Source organism: Marinobacter sp. BW6 (assembly GCF_008107725.1).
Classification (GTDB): Bacteria; Pseudomonadota; Gammaproteobacteria; order Pseudomonadales; family Oleiphilaceae; genus Marinobacter.
This window is the reverse complement of the sequence record NZ_VIRN01000068.1, coordinates 253,728-268,479: the sequence shown is the minus strand read 5'-3', so window position 1 is coordinate 268,479 and position 14,752 is coordinate 253,728. Positions and strand designations below refer to the sequence as shown.

Annotated in this window: 12 protein-coding genes and 1 tRNA gene; 2 read left to right on the top strand and 11 right to left on the bottom strand. The window is 58.3% G+C overall.

Features of this window, described 5'->3' with window-relative positions; translation table 11 throughout:
- Window position 1 precedes the first annotated feature (1 nt).
- The 8 genes from FMN52_RS18110 to FMN52_RS18075 form a co-directional block, all read right to left on the bottom strand.
- Window positions 2-1,153, bottom strand: coding sequence for an alginate O-acetyltransferase (locus FMN52_RS18110; RefSeq protein ID WP_148610016.1), 1,152 nt, complete (start codon window positions 1,151-1,153; stop codon window positions 2-4).
- Between the two features lie 9 nt (window positions 1,154-1,162).
- The gene (locus tag FMN52_RS18105; protein WP_148610015.1) at window positions 1,163-2,581 is read right to left on the bottom strand and encodes an MBOAT family protein; all 1,419 of its coding nucleotides are present in this window, start codon (window positions 2,579-2,581) and stop codon (window positions 1,163-1,165) included.
- Window positions 2,582-2,583: 2 nt separating this feature from the next.
- Window positions 2,584-4,134, bottom strand: coding sequence for a right-handed parallel beta-helix repeat-containing protein (locus FMN52_RS18100; protein ID WP_148610014.1), 1,551 nt, complete (start codon window positions 4,132-4,134; stop codon window positions 2,584-2,586).
- 8 nt (window positions 4,135-4,142) lie between these two features.
- Window positions 4,143-5,564 carry an alginate export family protein gene (locus tag FMN52_RS18095; protein WP_148610013.1) on the bottom strand — a complete coding sequence of 474 codons (1,422 nt, stop codon included), beginning with the start codon at window positions 5,562-5,564 and terminating at the stop codon, window positions 4,143-4,145.
- 7 nt (window positions 5,565-5,571) lie between these two features.
- Window positions 5,572-6,948, bottom strand: coding sequence for an SEL1-like repeat protein (locus FMN52_RS18090; protein ID WP_148610012.1), 1,377 nt, complete (start codon window positions 6,946-6,948; stop codon window positions 5,572-5,574).
- Window positions 6,949-6,962: 14 nt separating this feature from the next.
- Entirely contained in the window at window positions 6,963-8,132 is a 1,170-nt protein-coding gene (locus FMN52_RS18085; RefSeq protein WP_148610011.1) for an alginate biosynthesis protein Alg44, read from the bottom strand.
- Window positions 8,133-8,191: 59 nt separating this feature from the next.
- Entirely contained in the window at window positions 8,192-9,676 is a 1,485-nt protein-coding gene (locus FMN52_RS18080; RefSeq protein ID WP_148610010.1) for a glycosyltransferase family 2 protein, read from the bottom strand.
- 80 nt (window positions 9,677-9,756) lie between these two features.
- Entirely contained in the window at window positions 9,757-11,067 is a 1,311-nt protein-coding gene (locus FMN52_RS18075; RefSeq protein ID WP_148610009.1) for a UDP-glucose/GDP-mannose dehydrogenase family protein, read from the bottom strand.
- Window positions 11,068-11,765: 698 nt separating this feature from the next.
- On the opposite strand from FMN52_RS18075, the gene FMN52_RS18070 reads away from it, so the two are divergent.
- Window positions 11,766-11,842, top strand: a tRNA-Arg gene (locus tag FMN52_RS18070).
- A 146-nt stretch (window positions 11,843-11,988) separates the two neighbouring features.
- On the opposite strand, the gene FMN52_RS18065 is transcribed toward FMN52_RS18070, so the two are convergent.
- The 3 genes from FMN52_RS18065 to FMN52_RS18055 all read right to left on the bottom strand — a co-directional run bounded on the left by FMN52_RS18065 (window position 11,989) and on the right by FMN52_RS18055 (window position 13,665).
- A complete protein-coding gene (locus FMN52_RS18065; RefSeq protein ID WP_148610008.1) occupies window positions 11,989-12,291 on the bottom strand; it encodes a monooxygenase in 303 nt (100 codons plus the stop codon).
- Between the two features lie 71 nt (window positions 12,292-12,362).
- Window positions 12,363-13,277: a DMT family transporter gene (locus FMN52_RS18060; protein ID WP_148610007.1), complete on the bottom strand. Its 915-nt coding sequence runs from the start codon at window positions 13,275-13,277 to the stop codon at window positions 12,363-12,365.
- Between the two features lie 58 nt (window positions 13,278-13,335).
- Entirely contained in the window at window positions 13,336-13,665 is a 330-nt protein-coding gene (locus FMN52_RS18055) for a hypothetical protein (protein WP_148610006.1), read from the bottom strand.
- Window positions 13,666-13,846: 181 nt separating this feature from the next.
- Between FMN52_RS18055 and FMN52_RS18050 the strand changes: the two genes are divergently transcribed.
- Entirely contained in the window at window positions 13,847-14,740 is an 894-nt protein-coding gene (locus tag FMN52_RS18050; protein WP_148610005.1) for a LysR substrate-binding domain-containing protein, read from the top strand.
- The last annotated feature ends 12 nt before the right edge of the window (window positions 14,741-14,752 follow it).

Genomic DNA, 14,752 nt, shown 5'->3' with positions numbered 1-14,752 from the left:
CTCATTGGATGGTTTGATGGCCCGAATCATTCGCCTGGGCCAGCAGGTTTTCCCGGCGATCGAACCAGGTCAGCGTGTCCTTCGTTGTCACAGGCTGGGCGAGGTACCGCTCGGGAAATTCCCAGACCACGAGTTCTGGAGGGTTATCCTGGAACTCGTCGGATTTGAGATAGTCAGTCATGGGTTGGAAGGGCCCCTGCCCCTCGTCCGCGACGTTGATCAGGTCCCGGCCAAGGTGGCGTTTGAGAGCACCCGGGAAATCCCAGAGTGGGTTGGCGCTGTAACTGGTGCCAACAAGAACAATGTCGGCCGAGGTCTCGGCGAACAGGCTCTGCGCAGAAGCGCCTTCAGCACCTGCCACGGCCGTTGACCGTTCGGTGAGCCTGTCCGGGTCCGGCCCCAGGGATGGAAACAGCGGCTCCAGGGGCAGGTACGTGAGCAGATCGCCTTCGTGGGTAAGGGTTTCACCGGGCGCCGTGACAAACTGGGTGTCGCCCCAGGATTGCCCGTCGAAAGACGCCTTGATCTCACCTGCGGCATTGCGGGCAAACACATCTGCGCCCTCGGGCGTCCAGTGCGTATCCGTGCGCAGGAATACCTGGTTGCCCTGGTCACGGGCGTCTGCCATGTCCGGCATCAGCTCCGGCGCCAGGATCTGTTCTGCCGCCATACGATCGAGGAACCGGTCGTACAGCGATTGCATGAGCGGAACCGGCTCGTGATCCCCCAATTGCCCGGCGTAGACGCGCGCCTTGGCGGGCACGACCAGTACGGCAACTGGGATGCCTTCGGCTCGCAGATAATCAGCCACGGCCACGACCCGAGAGAGGTTGGTCTCCACCACGACGGAACTCTCCGATCCCGGGTAGATTTCCTCGTCGGTGAACAGCCAGCCCTGCTCCCCGACGGTCACACCGGGACGACCTTCCTTGAACAAGGTGTAGTTGATGGCTGCCCACAGGTTGGTGCCCAGATCCCGCACCGGGAATCCGTCGTCATAGTGACTTTCAACGTCGCGGGCCAGTTCGCCGGTCACTGGGTCCAGCCCTTCCTGCACCCCGTAGTCGCCAAAGGAACGGAGCGAGAGGACGCCCAGGCCAAGGACGATCACGATGAACAGACAGGCCGTCATTTTTCTCGATGTCGCGGTCATAAGGCCTCCTCAGAACTGGAAGTAGAGAAACGGTGAGAAGCTTTCCGCCGACAGCTTGAGCACCGCCAGCAGGAAGATCGGCACGAGCAAGGTCGGCAAGGCCGCCCTCATCCGACCGACAAAGGCCGGGGCAAGCGTCCAGGGCAGCCGTTCCCTGAGCCCCATCACCAGCACCACCAGATACGCCAGTGCCAGGATCGCCAGGTTCAGGCCGCGGATGTCCTGCAGGTAGACCGCACTCAGACTGAAGCCGTCGAAACTGAACATTGCCCCGTAGAAGCTGAAGGCATCTCCGATGCTCGCGGCCCGGAACGTAACCCAGCCCAACATGACGAACAGGAACGTCATCGCCCAGCGGCTGACCCGGAACGTTTGGGGACTGGCGTCAACGCCAAGCGCACGCTCGATGGCCAGAACTCCACCATGCCAGGCGCCCCAGAGCAGGAACGTCCAGTTGGCCCCGTGCCAGAGGCCGCCGAGCAACATGGTCAGCACCAGGTTCCGGTAGGTTCCGAACACGCCCTTGCGATTGCCGCCCAGTGGGATGTAAAGGTAATCGCGCAGCCAACTCGACAGGCTGATGTGCCAACGTCGCCAGAATTCGGTAATGCTCTGGCTGATGTAGGGCTGGTTGAAGTTCTCGGGGAACCGGAATCCCATCATCAGCCCGAGGCCGATGGCCATGTCCGAATACCCCGAGAAGTCAAAGTAGAGCTGCGCGGTGTACGCCAGGATCCCCAGCCAGGCGTCCGCCGTGGAAGGATCGGAGAGCGCAAAGGCACCATCGGCCAGGGGCGCGATGGAATCCGCGATGAACACCTTCTTGACGAACCCCTGCATGAAACGAGTCGCCCCCTCACCGAATTTCTCGAGGGTGTGGGACCGGTAGGTGAACTGGTCCGCCAGATCCTTGTAACGGAGCACCGGCCCGGCGATCAGTTGGGGGAAGAGCGCAATGAATGCTGCGAAATCCACGAATCGCCGGGTCGGTTCGGTATCGCCCCGATACACATCCACCACGTACGAAATGGCCTGGAAGATGTAAAAGGAAATGCCGATCGGCAGGATGATGTGTGCCAGCTCCAGTGGCTGGTACCCCAGTGACAGGAAGATTTCATTGAGGCTGTCCACGCCGAAATTGGCGTACTTGAAGTAGCCCAGCGTGGCAAGGTCGCCCGCGACACCAACGCCGACCCACTTTCGGGCCCGCGACGTTCCAATACCGGCCCGGTGGATGCCCAGTCCAATCAGGTAGTTCCAGAAGGTAATCGCCACGAACAGCAGCAGGAAATCCACCCGCCACCAGGCGTAAAAGGCATAGCTGCCCAGCAGGATGACCAGTGAGCGGTGGCGGAACGGCGTCAGGTAGTAAAGCCCCAGAAACGCCGGCAGAAACAGGAACAGGAAGATGTTGGATGAAAAAACCATGGTCAGTCTCCGACCGGCGTCAGTCGCACCGCACGATGGTTGTTCAGCAAGGCATCGAAGATTTCGGTCTGATAGGCACCGAGAACGCCATCGAAGTGAATTCCGACGTCCGAGCGTGGGAAGCGCATGTCGACGTTATAGAGCTCGATGTACTGGGGGTTGTCCGTGGACATGGGACCACTGGCGTTGGAGGCCAGCTTGCCGCCAACCACCGTCAGGGAGACTGCCTGGTGGTAAAAGTCTTCGACAAAGTTACGGTCGGTGGCGGACAGATCCTTGATCTGACCCAGAACCCCGAAGGTTCCGTTCAGTGCCGCGATGTTGTGGAATACTCCGACATTGGTGCTGTTGCGCACCCGTATGCCGTTGCGAAGATTGTTGATAAGGCGATTGCCCCACAGCAGATTGTCCGGGGATTCGTACAACCCGATGCCATCGCCATGGTTGTCGTGCACTACATTGTTGGCCACCACGTTATTGCTGCTCTGGCGATCCAGAACGATGCCGGACAGGCCGTTGTCATGGCTACGGTTGTTGATTATCCAGCTGTCGTTCACCTCACGCGAAATGATGATCCCGTGCTTCTCAATCGTGTCGAAGACATGGTTGCCAGCAATCAGAAGGTTGCTGGAGTAATCGTGAGGATCGATGCCATAGACAATGTTATCCCGATAGGTGTTGTTGACGATGGCGACGTCCTCGGCCTCGTAGCAGTAGAAGCCGTAGTAGATGTCCCGAAACGTCGACTCGATCAGCCAGGCGTGCGGCGCCGAACGTTTGAGTTTGGCGTTGTCGTACTTGGAATACTGGGCAATGGAGAAGCCGTAGGACTTACTCTGGTTGTAGCCCAGGTGTGCAAACTCGGAGCCAAGCACAAACGTCTCGCTGCCACCCCAACCGACAAAGAAGGGCCGGAAATTGGACTTTTTCTGGTAGGTCGCCGGACCCTCCGCCTTTTCCCGCCAGCCAATGATGGTGCTGTCGATCACGAACAGCCAGCTGTCGTTGGCAATAAACGCACCACGCTCTTCCGAGAGCCGCAGTGTCTGCTCCCGGATTTCCAGGGTCGCACCGGGGCGAACCACCAGGGGCAGGCGGATGATGTAGGAGCCATCCTCGTTGCGTTCCATGTAGCGCGCATCGTTCACCTGGCGATAGACATCGTCCAGGGTGGCTTTGCCGCTATTGACCAGAATCGCCTGAGGGTGGGAGTACTGGCGAATGACCCACTCGCGAGCCCGCCCCTCATCCACGAAATCCCCGAGGGCGCTGACATCGGCAATCCGTTCAACGCTCACATCCGGCCGCTCATTCGCTCGTTCGGACAGACGCTTTTCGACCGCTTCGCGATTGTATTGCGAAACATCCGGCAGCTCCGGCTCCGGTCGGTCGATCGCTTCACCGGAAGTCAACTCGATTCCGTAATCCTCGACCTCAAACATGGGCGCCGGCTCCGAAGGCTTGAGTTCCTCCGCCGCCCGGGCGTCTGCGGCCAACGGCAACGCCGCACTCACGGCAGCAGTTATTACTGTCAGGACCCAATGGTGCTTCATGGCTGCTCCTAGAAACGCTTGGTCACGTCGAGGACAACGCGGTGCCGGGCCGAATCGGCATCGTCGCCGTAAGCGTCACCGGGAAAGAACACGCCGGCCCGAATCCGGGCATCAATGTCGGACCAGGTTCCGGTATCACGGGAGCCGTAGTAGCCAAGTACCATGTCGATGGATTCCCCGAGATCGTCACTGGTCCCGGTAAATCCGGGTTCTACCAGGTCGGAGTTCACCGTTCCCGAGACATCGCTCAACCAGTATTTGTGGTACAGCAGGTTGGCGGCCCACCAGTCACGGTCGGTCAGCGCGGTGTAGACGGTGGCGACCTTGAGGTTGCTCCACTCCGGCTGGACGGCCTCGCCAAAGCGCGCCACCTGGGACCGGGTACCGGTGAAGCGCGACCGGTTGCTTTCCATCTGGGTCTGGCGGAAAGCATCCGACTCCCCTGGCTGATCACCACCCGAGGCTATGGCCCCGTGCATGCCGACGACCCAGCGGGGGCTCTCCATCAATTGAGCCCGCAACCCGAGATCGGCCGCCCAGCCGGAAACGTCCCGTTCTTCCCGGGTAAAACCGTTCGTTGCGCCCGGATCCTCAGTGAGCAGAGCATCCGTGCCGGCGACCGCGCCAAACGACGCCAGGTACTGTACCGGGCTGCGCGAATGCCAATCGAAATACCCCTGATCAGCCCGAATGCCCACCCAGGTCAGTGACTCGGGAACCCGCTCTGGCGTTCCGCTCTCCGAATCCGGTGCCAGATCATCGCGATTGCCATAGCGTTCGGCATGGGTGGTCAGGAAGGTGAGGTAATGATCTTTCCGCCACTGCCATCGGGTGGAGGCAAAGAACCGGGCAATATCCTGCTCCTCCTTGGGCAACTCGTTAACATCGGTGCGGGCCTCGGACATCTTGTCGGCAAATCCCACCGTGGTATCGAGCAGAGTGGTATCGAAGATCCAGCGCACCAGGGTGATGTCGTCGTCCCACCAGGTGCCGGTGCCCTCTTTCAGGCGCTCCCGCCCGAAGCGGATCGATTCGCCCGGATAGGCGGTCAAGCCGTTGTAGTCCAGCCAGGCCTCCCGAAGCGCGAAGAAGCCGTCGGTCTCGGTGCCGCCGATCTCATCACTGACATCCACCTGACCGGTGGCAGCAAAGGCCTGGAGCCTGAGTTTCGAACGCCAGTGCGGCGACAGTTGCCACACCCACTCCGGTTTGATGTCGAGGCCAACTTCATTGGACTCGGTACTGCGGTCCGTCAGCCCCAGACGACGGTCGCCTTCGCTGATAGCACTAGCCTTGGTGCTGGTCGAAAAGTCCAGCAGTTGCGGGTAGGAAACGTCCTCGGACTCGTCCTGGGCCACCGCCGGCAGTGCCGCCAGGCAACCAACGGCCATCAGCAGCGGCCGCAAACCTGTTGTTTCGTAAAAAACCATTCTGTTCTTACCCCCCTTGGATGGTGTTCGTTCGGGCGTTGGCGGTTTCCCGCTTCATCAACTGACGTCGTGCGGACAATTCTCGATTGGCGATGGCCTCGGCTTCGTTCTCCAGAACCTTCGGCATATTGGGTACCATCTCGAGCAGCAGGTCCTTGCCCCGCTGGACGCCACCTTCCAGCGCAAGCAGCGCGAAAGCCCAGGCGTAGGTTTTGTCGACCTTTATGCCTTTGCCTTCCCAAAACATCTCGGCCAGCACGTAGTCGGCTTTCGGGAACCCGCGCCGGGCGGCCCTGAGCAGGTAATCCCGGGCCTTGTGAGGATCCGACTCACCGAGATAACCCCGCTTGTAGATGCGCCCCAGCAGGTAATCCGCCGATGCATACTTTTCCCGGGCTTCCTCGGCATACTTCACCGCTTTTTCCGGATCCAGAGGCACAATCCGCCCCCTCTCATAGACCCGGGCGAGCACCAGTGAAGCCTTGAGATCTCCTTCCGCCCTCGAGGCTTCCAGCAACTTGATCACCTCCTCGGAATCCGCCAGGTAGGTGTTATCCATGATCAGCCGGGCTCGCCCGGTCATCGCCGGTACGTAACCCGGGATCAGCATCTGGTAGAGCTCGCTGGTGAGGGTGACCTGTTTGGCCGGCGACTCGTCGTCGGACATCCAGCGGGCAAAAAGATAGAGATCACGATCGGTGATCCGGCCCGCTTCCCAGGCTGACCTGGCACGGTCAACCAGCGCCTCGAAGGCATCAGTCCGGTTCTGGCTGAGGTAAACCTGGCCCAGAATCATCAGACACTCGGGCTGGGCTTCCACAATCGGCTCGCAGAGAGAGGCGATCTCGCCGCCTCGAGCATCCGCCTGCCCCGCCATCAGGTAATACCGGGCCAGCGCCAAGTCACCTGCCGGGTCACCCGCCGCGCGGGCCCGCTCGATCCATTTGCGCGGCTGTGCGCCGGGAAACTCCTTGGGATATTCGAGGTACAGTTCCACCAGCGGCATCAGGGCACTGTCGTCGCCCTCAGCAAACGCCTTCTTCAGGTACAGTTCACCCCGCGCCCGCTCTGCCGGGGTTACACCTTCCCGTGCGAGCAACTTCCCCAACCTTACCCAGGCGCGATCACTGCCTTGCTCAGACGCTTCGCCGTACCAATGCAAGGCTTTTTTCCGGGCCACATCGGAATCTTTCTCTGCGTATAGATCGCCCAATTCCACTTGGGCATCGGCGATACCGAAGCGCGCCAGCTCTTCCAGTTGGGCCCGCGCGGCTTCAATGTTGCCAGCCGCGGCTTCCCGTTCAGCGCGCTTGATGTCTGGCACGCCACTGCAGCCGGCAAGACCGATCATAAGAATGCTGATTACGCCTGCTTTCCGAGACATCACGCCAGCTCCGCTCAATTTCCTGACACGCGGTCGACGAGGCCTTTAACAGCGGCCAGTTGGAAGACATCGACGGTGACGCCGATGGGCCGACCGACCGATTCCATCGGCAGCGGCTTTTCAGCCTGAATCAGGGCGTTGATTGAGTTGCCCGGCTGGTTGGGTGTCTCGGAATCCACAAAGAGCGACTCGATTCGGCCGGGCTGGGTGTCACCGCCGGGCAGTCGCAGGGTGACCGACTGCCCTTCCTCGAGCTCCTCGCCGTCGGCGAAGTTGAAGCGGGCAATCACGTGGGCGGACGCATCGGTCGGGGCGACCACGGCCAGTTTCTCGCCTTTGCTCATGTACTGGTCTTCCGCCGGCAGCAGGTTCAGCACCTTACAGTCACAGGGACTGGTCAGGGTGCCCCGGACACTCTGGCCCAGGAGTTCCTCAATCTGCTCAACCGTGTAGTTGCCATTGCCCACCAGCTCGTTGACATAGGACAGCATGGGGGCGTCAAACGTGGCGATGGCCTGCCCGGCCTCCACCTGCTCCCCGGCTTCCACCAGCGTGGTGACCTTCGCATCTTTAGGCACCCGAACCGGGATGTTTTCGGACGCCACCATGGCGGATTCTGCGGTGGTTACGAAATAGATCTGCCACAGCTGGTAGCCCACGAAGGCCACCGCGATGAGGCCGATTCCCATCGCCACCAGGCTGACAATCATGGCCCTGGCACTGGCAAAGAAGCCCAGCGCCTGATTGGCTTTGCCCTTGCGGGATTTGGTGAAGTTTTCCCGGGAAAGGGTATTGAGCACATCCCCGGCAGACACCAGCTCACCGCTGAGAAAAGAGGTGATCAGGTAGCGCAGAACAGACACCTCGTTGGCACCCAGGTCCTGGAATTCGCACCCGCAACGGTCGCCCTGCCCACCCATGTTCCTGGGCACGAAATTGACATCGACAGCGAAGTCGAATCCATCAATCTTGAAAGCCAGTCGCCCGTTGTAGACATGGCCCTGTCGCAGCGATTCATTGCCGAGATGGATGCTGACGCCGCCGGCAGACACATCTGCTACCGGAAACTTCATCATCGTGCCATCGAGCTTGACGAACAGCTTGGCCGGCATTCGGACCCGGGCATACTGTCGCTGGGCTTCGGATTCATGGACAAACTGCGGTGCTATCGCTGCCGTATTCATTGCTTAACCCTTACTTGTGTGAGTTCTCTGTAAAATGTTCTGCCCTGATAAATGACGACTCAGACGATGAACATCACGGTCGCCAGAAAGACACTGGCGGCTGAGAAGGTCATCACCCGCGACGACCAGCGGTTCAGGCGTTGCTGGAACGACGCCGAATCGGTGCTGAAACTGGTTTTCTGGCGCGTCCACGATTGCCGGTCGAGCCGGAAAAACACGTAGATCTTCATCAGGGATCCGAAGATCTGGTTGAAATAGAGGATGACCGGGTAGGCCGGCCCCACCGGATGGCCGGTCGCCATCAGCAATGCACTCAGCACCAGACGAGTCAGACCAATCCACAGGATGTAGGCCACCAGAATCACGCCCGAATACTTCAGCGAGGCGACGATGGCTGCGGTCAAGCCCAGGATGCTTGTCCACATGGAGATGCGCTGGTCCCAGAGCACGTACCAGGTGAACCACCCGAGGCGCCGTGGCCCCAGCTTGGTGGCCCGGCTGTTCTGGCGGAGGGAGTTGCCGTACCACCGGAACATCAGCTGCCGGGCCGACCGGATAAAGCTCGGATCGGGCGGATGCTCCACGGTGTGGATGGACGCATCGGGCACATAGAAGGTGTCGTAGCCCAGACGCATCATGCTGAACCAACTGGACTTGTCATCGCCGGTCAGAAACCGGAAACGCCCCAGGCGCCAGTGTTTCAGCGAGTCGTATTCGACATCGCCAATGAACTCCGGCCGGGTAATCACACTGGCGCGAAACACAGACATCCGGCCGGTCAGCGTCAGCACCCGGCGGGCCAGCCCCATCGAACACATGTTGATGTGGCGCTGGGCAAAGCGGAGTTTGTGCCACTCCGACATCAGGTAACTGCCGTGAACCTCGCAGAACTCATTGGTGGTAAGCGCGCCGACATTCGGCATCAGGCGGAAGTAGGGAGCAGTGGCCCGCACAACGCCCGGGTTCAGAACCGTATCACCATCGACCACTGCCGCTACCGCGTTGTCATCAGGCACCTCTCGGGAAATCGCCCGAAACCCGTAGGCCAGGCCGTCGCGTTTACCGGTGCCGGGAATCCGGACCAGCCGCAGCTTCACCCGCTCTGGAGGGTCCAGGCGACGCCAAAGCGCCCGCATCAGCATCTCGTCTGAAAGTTCGACGATGGACGCCACAATCGTGGTCGGCCAGCCGCAATCGATCGCCTCCTGAATGATGGAGGTGTACACCTTGGCCGTCGTCTCCGCGTCAATCCGGAAACTGGTCACCATGAGATAGACGTGGGAAGGAGCGGCCTCATCGCCCAGCTTTCGGGCCTGGGCCCGGATTCGGGGGTAGGCAACGTGCAGAAAGTACATGCCCCGGACAAAATGGATGATGCCCACCGAATAGCGCCAGAGGCCGATGCCACCTACCAACAGAATAAAGTGCGCCCCGCCCGGCACGATAAACTCCCGCGGTAGCGAGACCGCAAGGGCACCAAGAATGGCCAAGTAAAACAGCCAGCCTGCTGCCCTCGACAGGGCGTTATCTGTCATCCACGACATGCTCATGCTCTCCAGATACCTGCATACATCTCATTAGAACCGGTTCCCCGACCCCGCCACTGCGGGGCCGGAGCGTGCCTTTACCAGCAGATGCCTTCGAGCACGTCATTGGTGGTGGTCTTCATGAAGCCCACCAGGTCCACCACGCGCTTGCCCTCGGGCACGTCCGCGATGACGGTTTCGAACAGCTCATCGTTGTTGCCAACGACGACAACATCGCCGTGCTCCACCACGCCGCGGAGGTCACTGTCCATGAGGTTGGAAAGATGGGGGATTTTCTGGTTGATGTATTCGCGGTTCGCGCCATGGGTGCGGGCGTAATCCACGTTGCGATCAAAGATCTTGAGGTCGTAGCCTTTGCCAATCAGCATCTCGGCCAACTCCACCAGCGGACTTTCGCGCAGGTCATCGGTGTTGGATTTGAAGCTCAGGCCCAGCATGCTGATCTTCCGACGACCGTAACCGGTCACGATATTGAACGCATGGGTTACCTGCTCATCATTGCTGCTCATGATGGAACTCAGCAACGGATTGCGAACATCCATCTGGCTGGCGCGGTAAGTCAGGGCCCGAACGTCTTTGGGCAGGCACGAGCCACCGAAGGCAAAGCCCGGGCGCATGTAGTAGCGAGAGATGTTCAACTTGTTGTCCACGCACATCACGTCCATGACGTCCCGACCATCGACGCCCATGGATTTGGCGATGTTGCCGATCTCATTGGCAAAGCTGACCTTGGTGGCGTGCCAGACATTGCAGGTGTACTTGATCATTTCCGCCACTTCGATGGGCTTGCGGATCAAGGGGGCATCCAGGTCTGAATAAAGCTCCGCCAGCAATTCACCGGAACGCTCGTCCAGCTCGCCGATGACCGTCATGGGCGGCTGGTCATAGTCCTTGATCGCCGTACTTTCGCGCAGAAATTCCGGGTTCACACAGACACCGAATCCCTCTCCTGCTTTCTTCCCGGACACTTCTTCCAGAATCGGGACAACCAGGTCGCGAACGGTGCCTGGCAGAACGGTGCTGCGAACCACCACCAGGTGCCAGTCGGCCTTATCCTTCAGCGCCAGCCCGATATCGCTAGCTACCTTCTCAACGAAGGTCAGGTCGAGGTCGCCATTGGGCTTACTGGGTGTACCGACACAAATCATGGAGAGTTCGGAGTTCTGAACGGCGTCAAAACCGTCCGTGACGCCACGAATGCGGCGACCGCGAACGCCTTCACCCAGAAGTTCCTCCAGGCCCGGCTCAACGATCGGAGAGCGACCGCTGTTAATCAGGTCAATCTTCACCGGCGAAACATCCACCCCGATCACCTCATGGCCGCGACGCGCCAGACTGGCTGTACAGACAGCGCCAACGTAACCCAATCCAAATATGCTTACTCTCATCCCAGTTTTCCTCTTTCCGTTACACCAACGATTCATGTATTTGACGTGTTTACCGGACCACCGTCTGGTTTCCGTCGCTTTCAGGCTGGATAGCCTGTTTTGGCTCGCCATTTCCAACGTGTTGCCTGGAAAAGCACATCGCTGGAATCGGTTATCTCAGGGAATTCCCGGAAATCCGAACCCGCTCCGAGATCACCCGAACCACGCTTAAACTCGGGTGTAACCGCAGCGCTACAGCCCAAAAACGTACAGAAACAAAAACTTAACTTCCTGTTACAAAAGGATAATTTTTTTGAGCAACCGACATTGACATGTCTTCGCTGTAGCTCTGGAGCTGAAAAAGACAGACTGGTGCGCAAACTTATGTTTTGAGGGGAATGAACTTTGAAAATGGGCCAGAAACAGTGGCCGTGTTTGCGGCAGATTTTTGACTTTCGAGGGGGGAGGTTATTTTGAAAGGAATTAGAAAGGCAGAAAACTATGCATAATCGATATTAGAATGCGGAACCATCCACTACACACTTTTAGCAGTTTCCAAATCGTCATAAACAAGAAACCTCTTTGATTCAGGCTGCAGATTTTGCTGTCGACGAACCGTAACTAGCGGAAACGACAGATCGGCGGGAAGGGCTGGACAGAAGGGAGCTTCGCACGTAAGATTGCGCACTCGAAATCGGCGAGTCATCGTCGAGCTCGAAGCGCCCGTAGCTCAGCTGGATAGAGCGTTGCCCTCCGGAGGCAAAGGTCATAGGTTCGAATCCTATCGGGCGCGCCATATTATTTAAAAAGCCCACCTAGTGTGGGCTTTTTTATGGAACGCTTGCCTACAAATAGCAGATGCAGGATTTGCCTTGCTAAACAGGCGTAGCGAGACCTTGGCGGATCTCACAGCAGCTTGCCACGTACCCCGGCCAGCCTGATTCAAACCGGACCGTGATCAATCGCAGACAACCGCTCGTTCACCTGAAACACTTTACCATTCACTTTCGGCACACCGAATTCCTTCAGCCGGGCCGTGTGCTTTTCCAGATACGCCCTTGCACTGCTTTCATCTTCGAAGAGATAGACGCCGCCTGCCTCGCGGGTGTCGCGGTTTTCTGTCCATATTTTCCAGAGGAACCCCGGCTCCCTAGCAATAGACTCGGCAAGCTCAGCCATCGCACTTGCCATCTCATCGCCAAACGGGCCGTCGTAAGGAAAATCCACCTGAAGCAGAGTTCTCATCGTCTATGTCCTCCTGAGCTCATCGAAGCATCATCATCGCTGTAACCCACATTAATGCAAGCGGGCATCATTTACTGTTCCGGAAGCCAGTTTCCGGATGTTGTCTCAGCTGCCGGACGCCGGTTCAGCAGCAACGCCTGCGCAATGCCCGCCAGAATGATGAGGGCGCAACCGGCCAGCTGGAGGCTATTCAGGCTCTGGTCAAACAGTACCCAGGCAAGCGCAACAACGGTAATGGGTTCCAGATAAGCCAGGGTGCCGAACGTGGCCGCGGGCAGGGACCTCAGGGCAACCACGGCCAGCAGGATGGCCAGGAAACCCGGCAGAACACCGGCAGCAATCAACCACCCCCACTGCGTCCCTGAAATGGCTTCGCCTTCCAGCAGCATCAGAGGCAACATGCACAAAGCACCCGCGAGCATCTGGTAACCACTGCGACTGAAAACATGAACACGGTCATCAATGGAGCGATTGGCTAACATAAACGCCGAGTAACAGACCATGGCGCAGAACGCATAGGCCAAACCGATAGCTTCCTCTGCCCGCCCACTCAGGTTGAAGTTGAACTCCATCATCATGGCGAAGCCCAGCAGCGCGAATCCCACCAATCCAACACTGGCCGAGGTGAGGCGCTCCCCGAGAAAGAAATGAGCCGCCACGGACGCCGTCACCGGTGCCAGATAAAGCACCATAACGGCGTTCGCCATATTGGTGTAATCCATCGCCAGGATGTAAAACATCACGAAACCGGCCAGGAAAGCACCTGTTACCAATACCTTCGTACCGGGCCACATAAAGATTTTGCTGTGTTGCCTGGTTGCCAGCAGATAAACCGCCACCAAAACGGCCCCAATGAAGAGCCGATAGAAGGTAACCGCCTCGGCCCCCACACCCGCATAGACCGAAATGGCACCGATCGTTCCCATAAAAATGGCCGAGAACGCTGCGGACGCTATAAAGACACCAGACCCCGATACTGAATTCATACTACCTCTCTTGTGAAGGGCTTCGAGCTTGTCAGTTCGAAGCCCTTTTTTCCTTTCCTTATGAGCTCGTAACCGCTTCTTTTCGGGCTTTTAATGCCTCGATGGCATCGACCGTCAGCGGGAGCTGGCTGGCCCAAAGAATATCCTCACATTTATGGCCGATAACCCGTTCTACTTTGTTGCCGTGGGCCAACAGTGGCAGTATGTGGCGACGGAAAAACCATCGACGCTTGCATAACCACCACCCTCTGTCTAACGCCCTCAATAACTTATTGGGCGGTGTCGCCGGCATATAAAACATCAGCTCCGGTGGCTCTGGAGGTAGTTCCAATTGACTCGCTTTCTCCCAAGCCTGGAGGGCTTTTTCGATTGGGTTTATTTCGTTCATCGCATGCCTCCGCTTTCATTTTGCTGTTTGGCAAAATTACCCATGCAACTAGTAAGCAATCGTGCCAAGTGATCATTCAGTGCGAGGGTCGCGACCTCTTTTGTTAGCTTGCTACTTCCAGTTGGATCAATCAAACAAAAAGTTTTAGACTGACCGTTCATTTTTATTGAAAGGTGAGCCAATGGAAAGGCAGTCGAGCAGGAACTTGAATCGCGCCGCATTGCCGCTTCTCGACAGCGAGGTGTTGCGAACCTTTGTAACCATCGCTGAATGCGGCAGTTTTACCCGGGCTGCCGAAAAACTATTCCGCACGCCCTCGGCATTGAGCATGCAAATCAAACGCCTGGAGGCCATGCTTGAACAAGCGCTGTTTGTTCGCGAGGCGCGATCCGTGCGACTCAATGCGGAGGGTGAAATGCTCTTGGGCTACAGTCGACGCCTCCTCAAGCTCAACGCCGAAGCCGTTTCAAAATTTTTGGCCCCCACCCTGGAAGGACGCGTAGGCGTGGGAATCACTGACGCGGTAGCAGAACATATCCTACCCAATGTTTTGGCTCAGTTTGCCAGGTCATACCCTGCTGTTCAGGTCGACGTTGCGGTAGGCCATAGCATGGATTTAATCCCAAAACTTGATAAGGGAGAGCTTGATCTCGCCCTCGTGATGGGCGGAGAACCCGGTTCCGCAACACGAGGTGAGGCGATTCTCACCGAACCTCTGGTATGGGTGGGTCGCGAGGATGGCGATGCAGTCCTACGGTCACCACTACCAGTCACTCTGGCGAAACATGGGTGTACATGGCGAAAGATCGCTCTGGATGCTCTGAATAATGCTGGAATCGACTATCGAATCGCCTACGCCTGCGATCACTGCGCAAGCCAGGAGGCAGCCATGATGGCGGACCTCGCCATTACAGCGTTTCCGAAGCGATTGATTCGACCACCTTTCACACGTCTTACTCATGAATCACTGCCACCATTGGCAGATTATCAAGTGATGCTGGTAAAGCGTCCGGGCCGGGACAACGCCAGCGACGTTCTGGCCGAGCACATTACACAAGGGTTTCGCGAGAGATAATTACAAGCCCGC

Bases quoted from the DNA above. Each gene is read 5' to 3' on its own strand.
- FMN52_RS18110 (WP_148610016.1), bottom strand. From the start codon at position 1,153: ATGACCGCGACATCGAGAAAAATGACGGCCTGTCTGTTCATCGTGATC.
- FMN52_RS18105 (WP_148610015.1), bottom strand. From the start codon at position 2,581: ATGGTTTTTTCATCCAACATCTTCCTGTTCCTGTTTCTGCCGGCGTTT.
- FMN52_RS18100 (WP_148610014.1), bottom strand. From the start codon at position 4,134: ATGAAGCACCATTGGGTCCTGACAGTAATAACTGCTGCCGTGAGTGCG.
- FMN52_RS18095 (WP_148610013.1), bottom strand. From the start codon at position 5,564: ATGGTTTTTTACGAAACAACAGGTTTGCGGCCGCTGCTGATGGCCGTT.
- FMN52_RS18090 (WP_148610012.1), bottom strand. From the start codon at position 6,948: ATGTCTCGGAAAGCAGGCGTAATCAGCATTCTTATGATCGGTCTTGCC.
- FMN52_RS18085 (WP_148610011.1), bottom strand. From the start codon at position 8,132: ATGAATACGGCAGCGATAGCACCGCAGTTTGTCCATGAATCCGAAGCC.
- FMN52_RS18080 (WP_148610010.1), bottom strand. From the start codon at position 9,676: ATGTCGTGGATGACAGATAACGCCCTGTCGAGGGCAGCAGGCTGGCTG.
- FMN52_RS18075 (WP_148610009.1), bottom strand. From the start codon at position 11,067: ATGAGAGTAAGCATATTTGGATTGGGTTACGTTGGCGCTGTCTGTACA.
- FMN52_RS18065 (WP_148610008.1), bottom strand. From the start codon at position 12,291: ATGAGAACTCTGCTTCAGGTGGATTTTCCTTACGACGGCCCGTTTGGC.
- FMN52_RS18060 (WP_148610007.1), bottom strand. From the start codon at position 13,277: ATGAATTCAGTATCGGGGTCTGGTGTCTTTATAGCGTCCGCAGCGTTC.
- FMN52_RS18055 (WP_148610006.1), bottom strand. From the start codon at position 13,665: ATGAACGAAATAAACCCAATCGAAAAAGCCCTCCAGGCTTGGGAGAAA.
- FMN52_RS18050 (WP_148610005.1), top strand. From the start codon at position 13,847: ATGGAAAGGCAGTCGAGCAGGAACTTGAATCGCGCCGCATTGCCGCTT.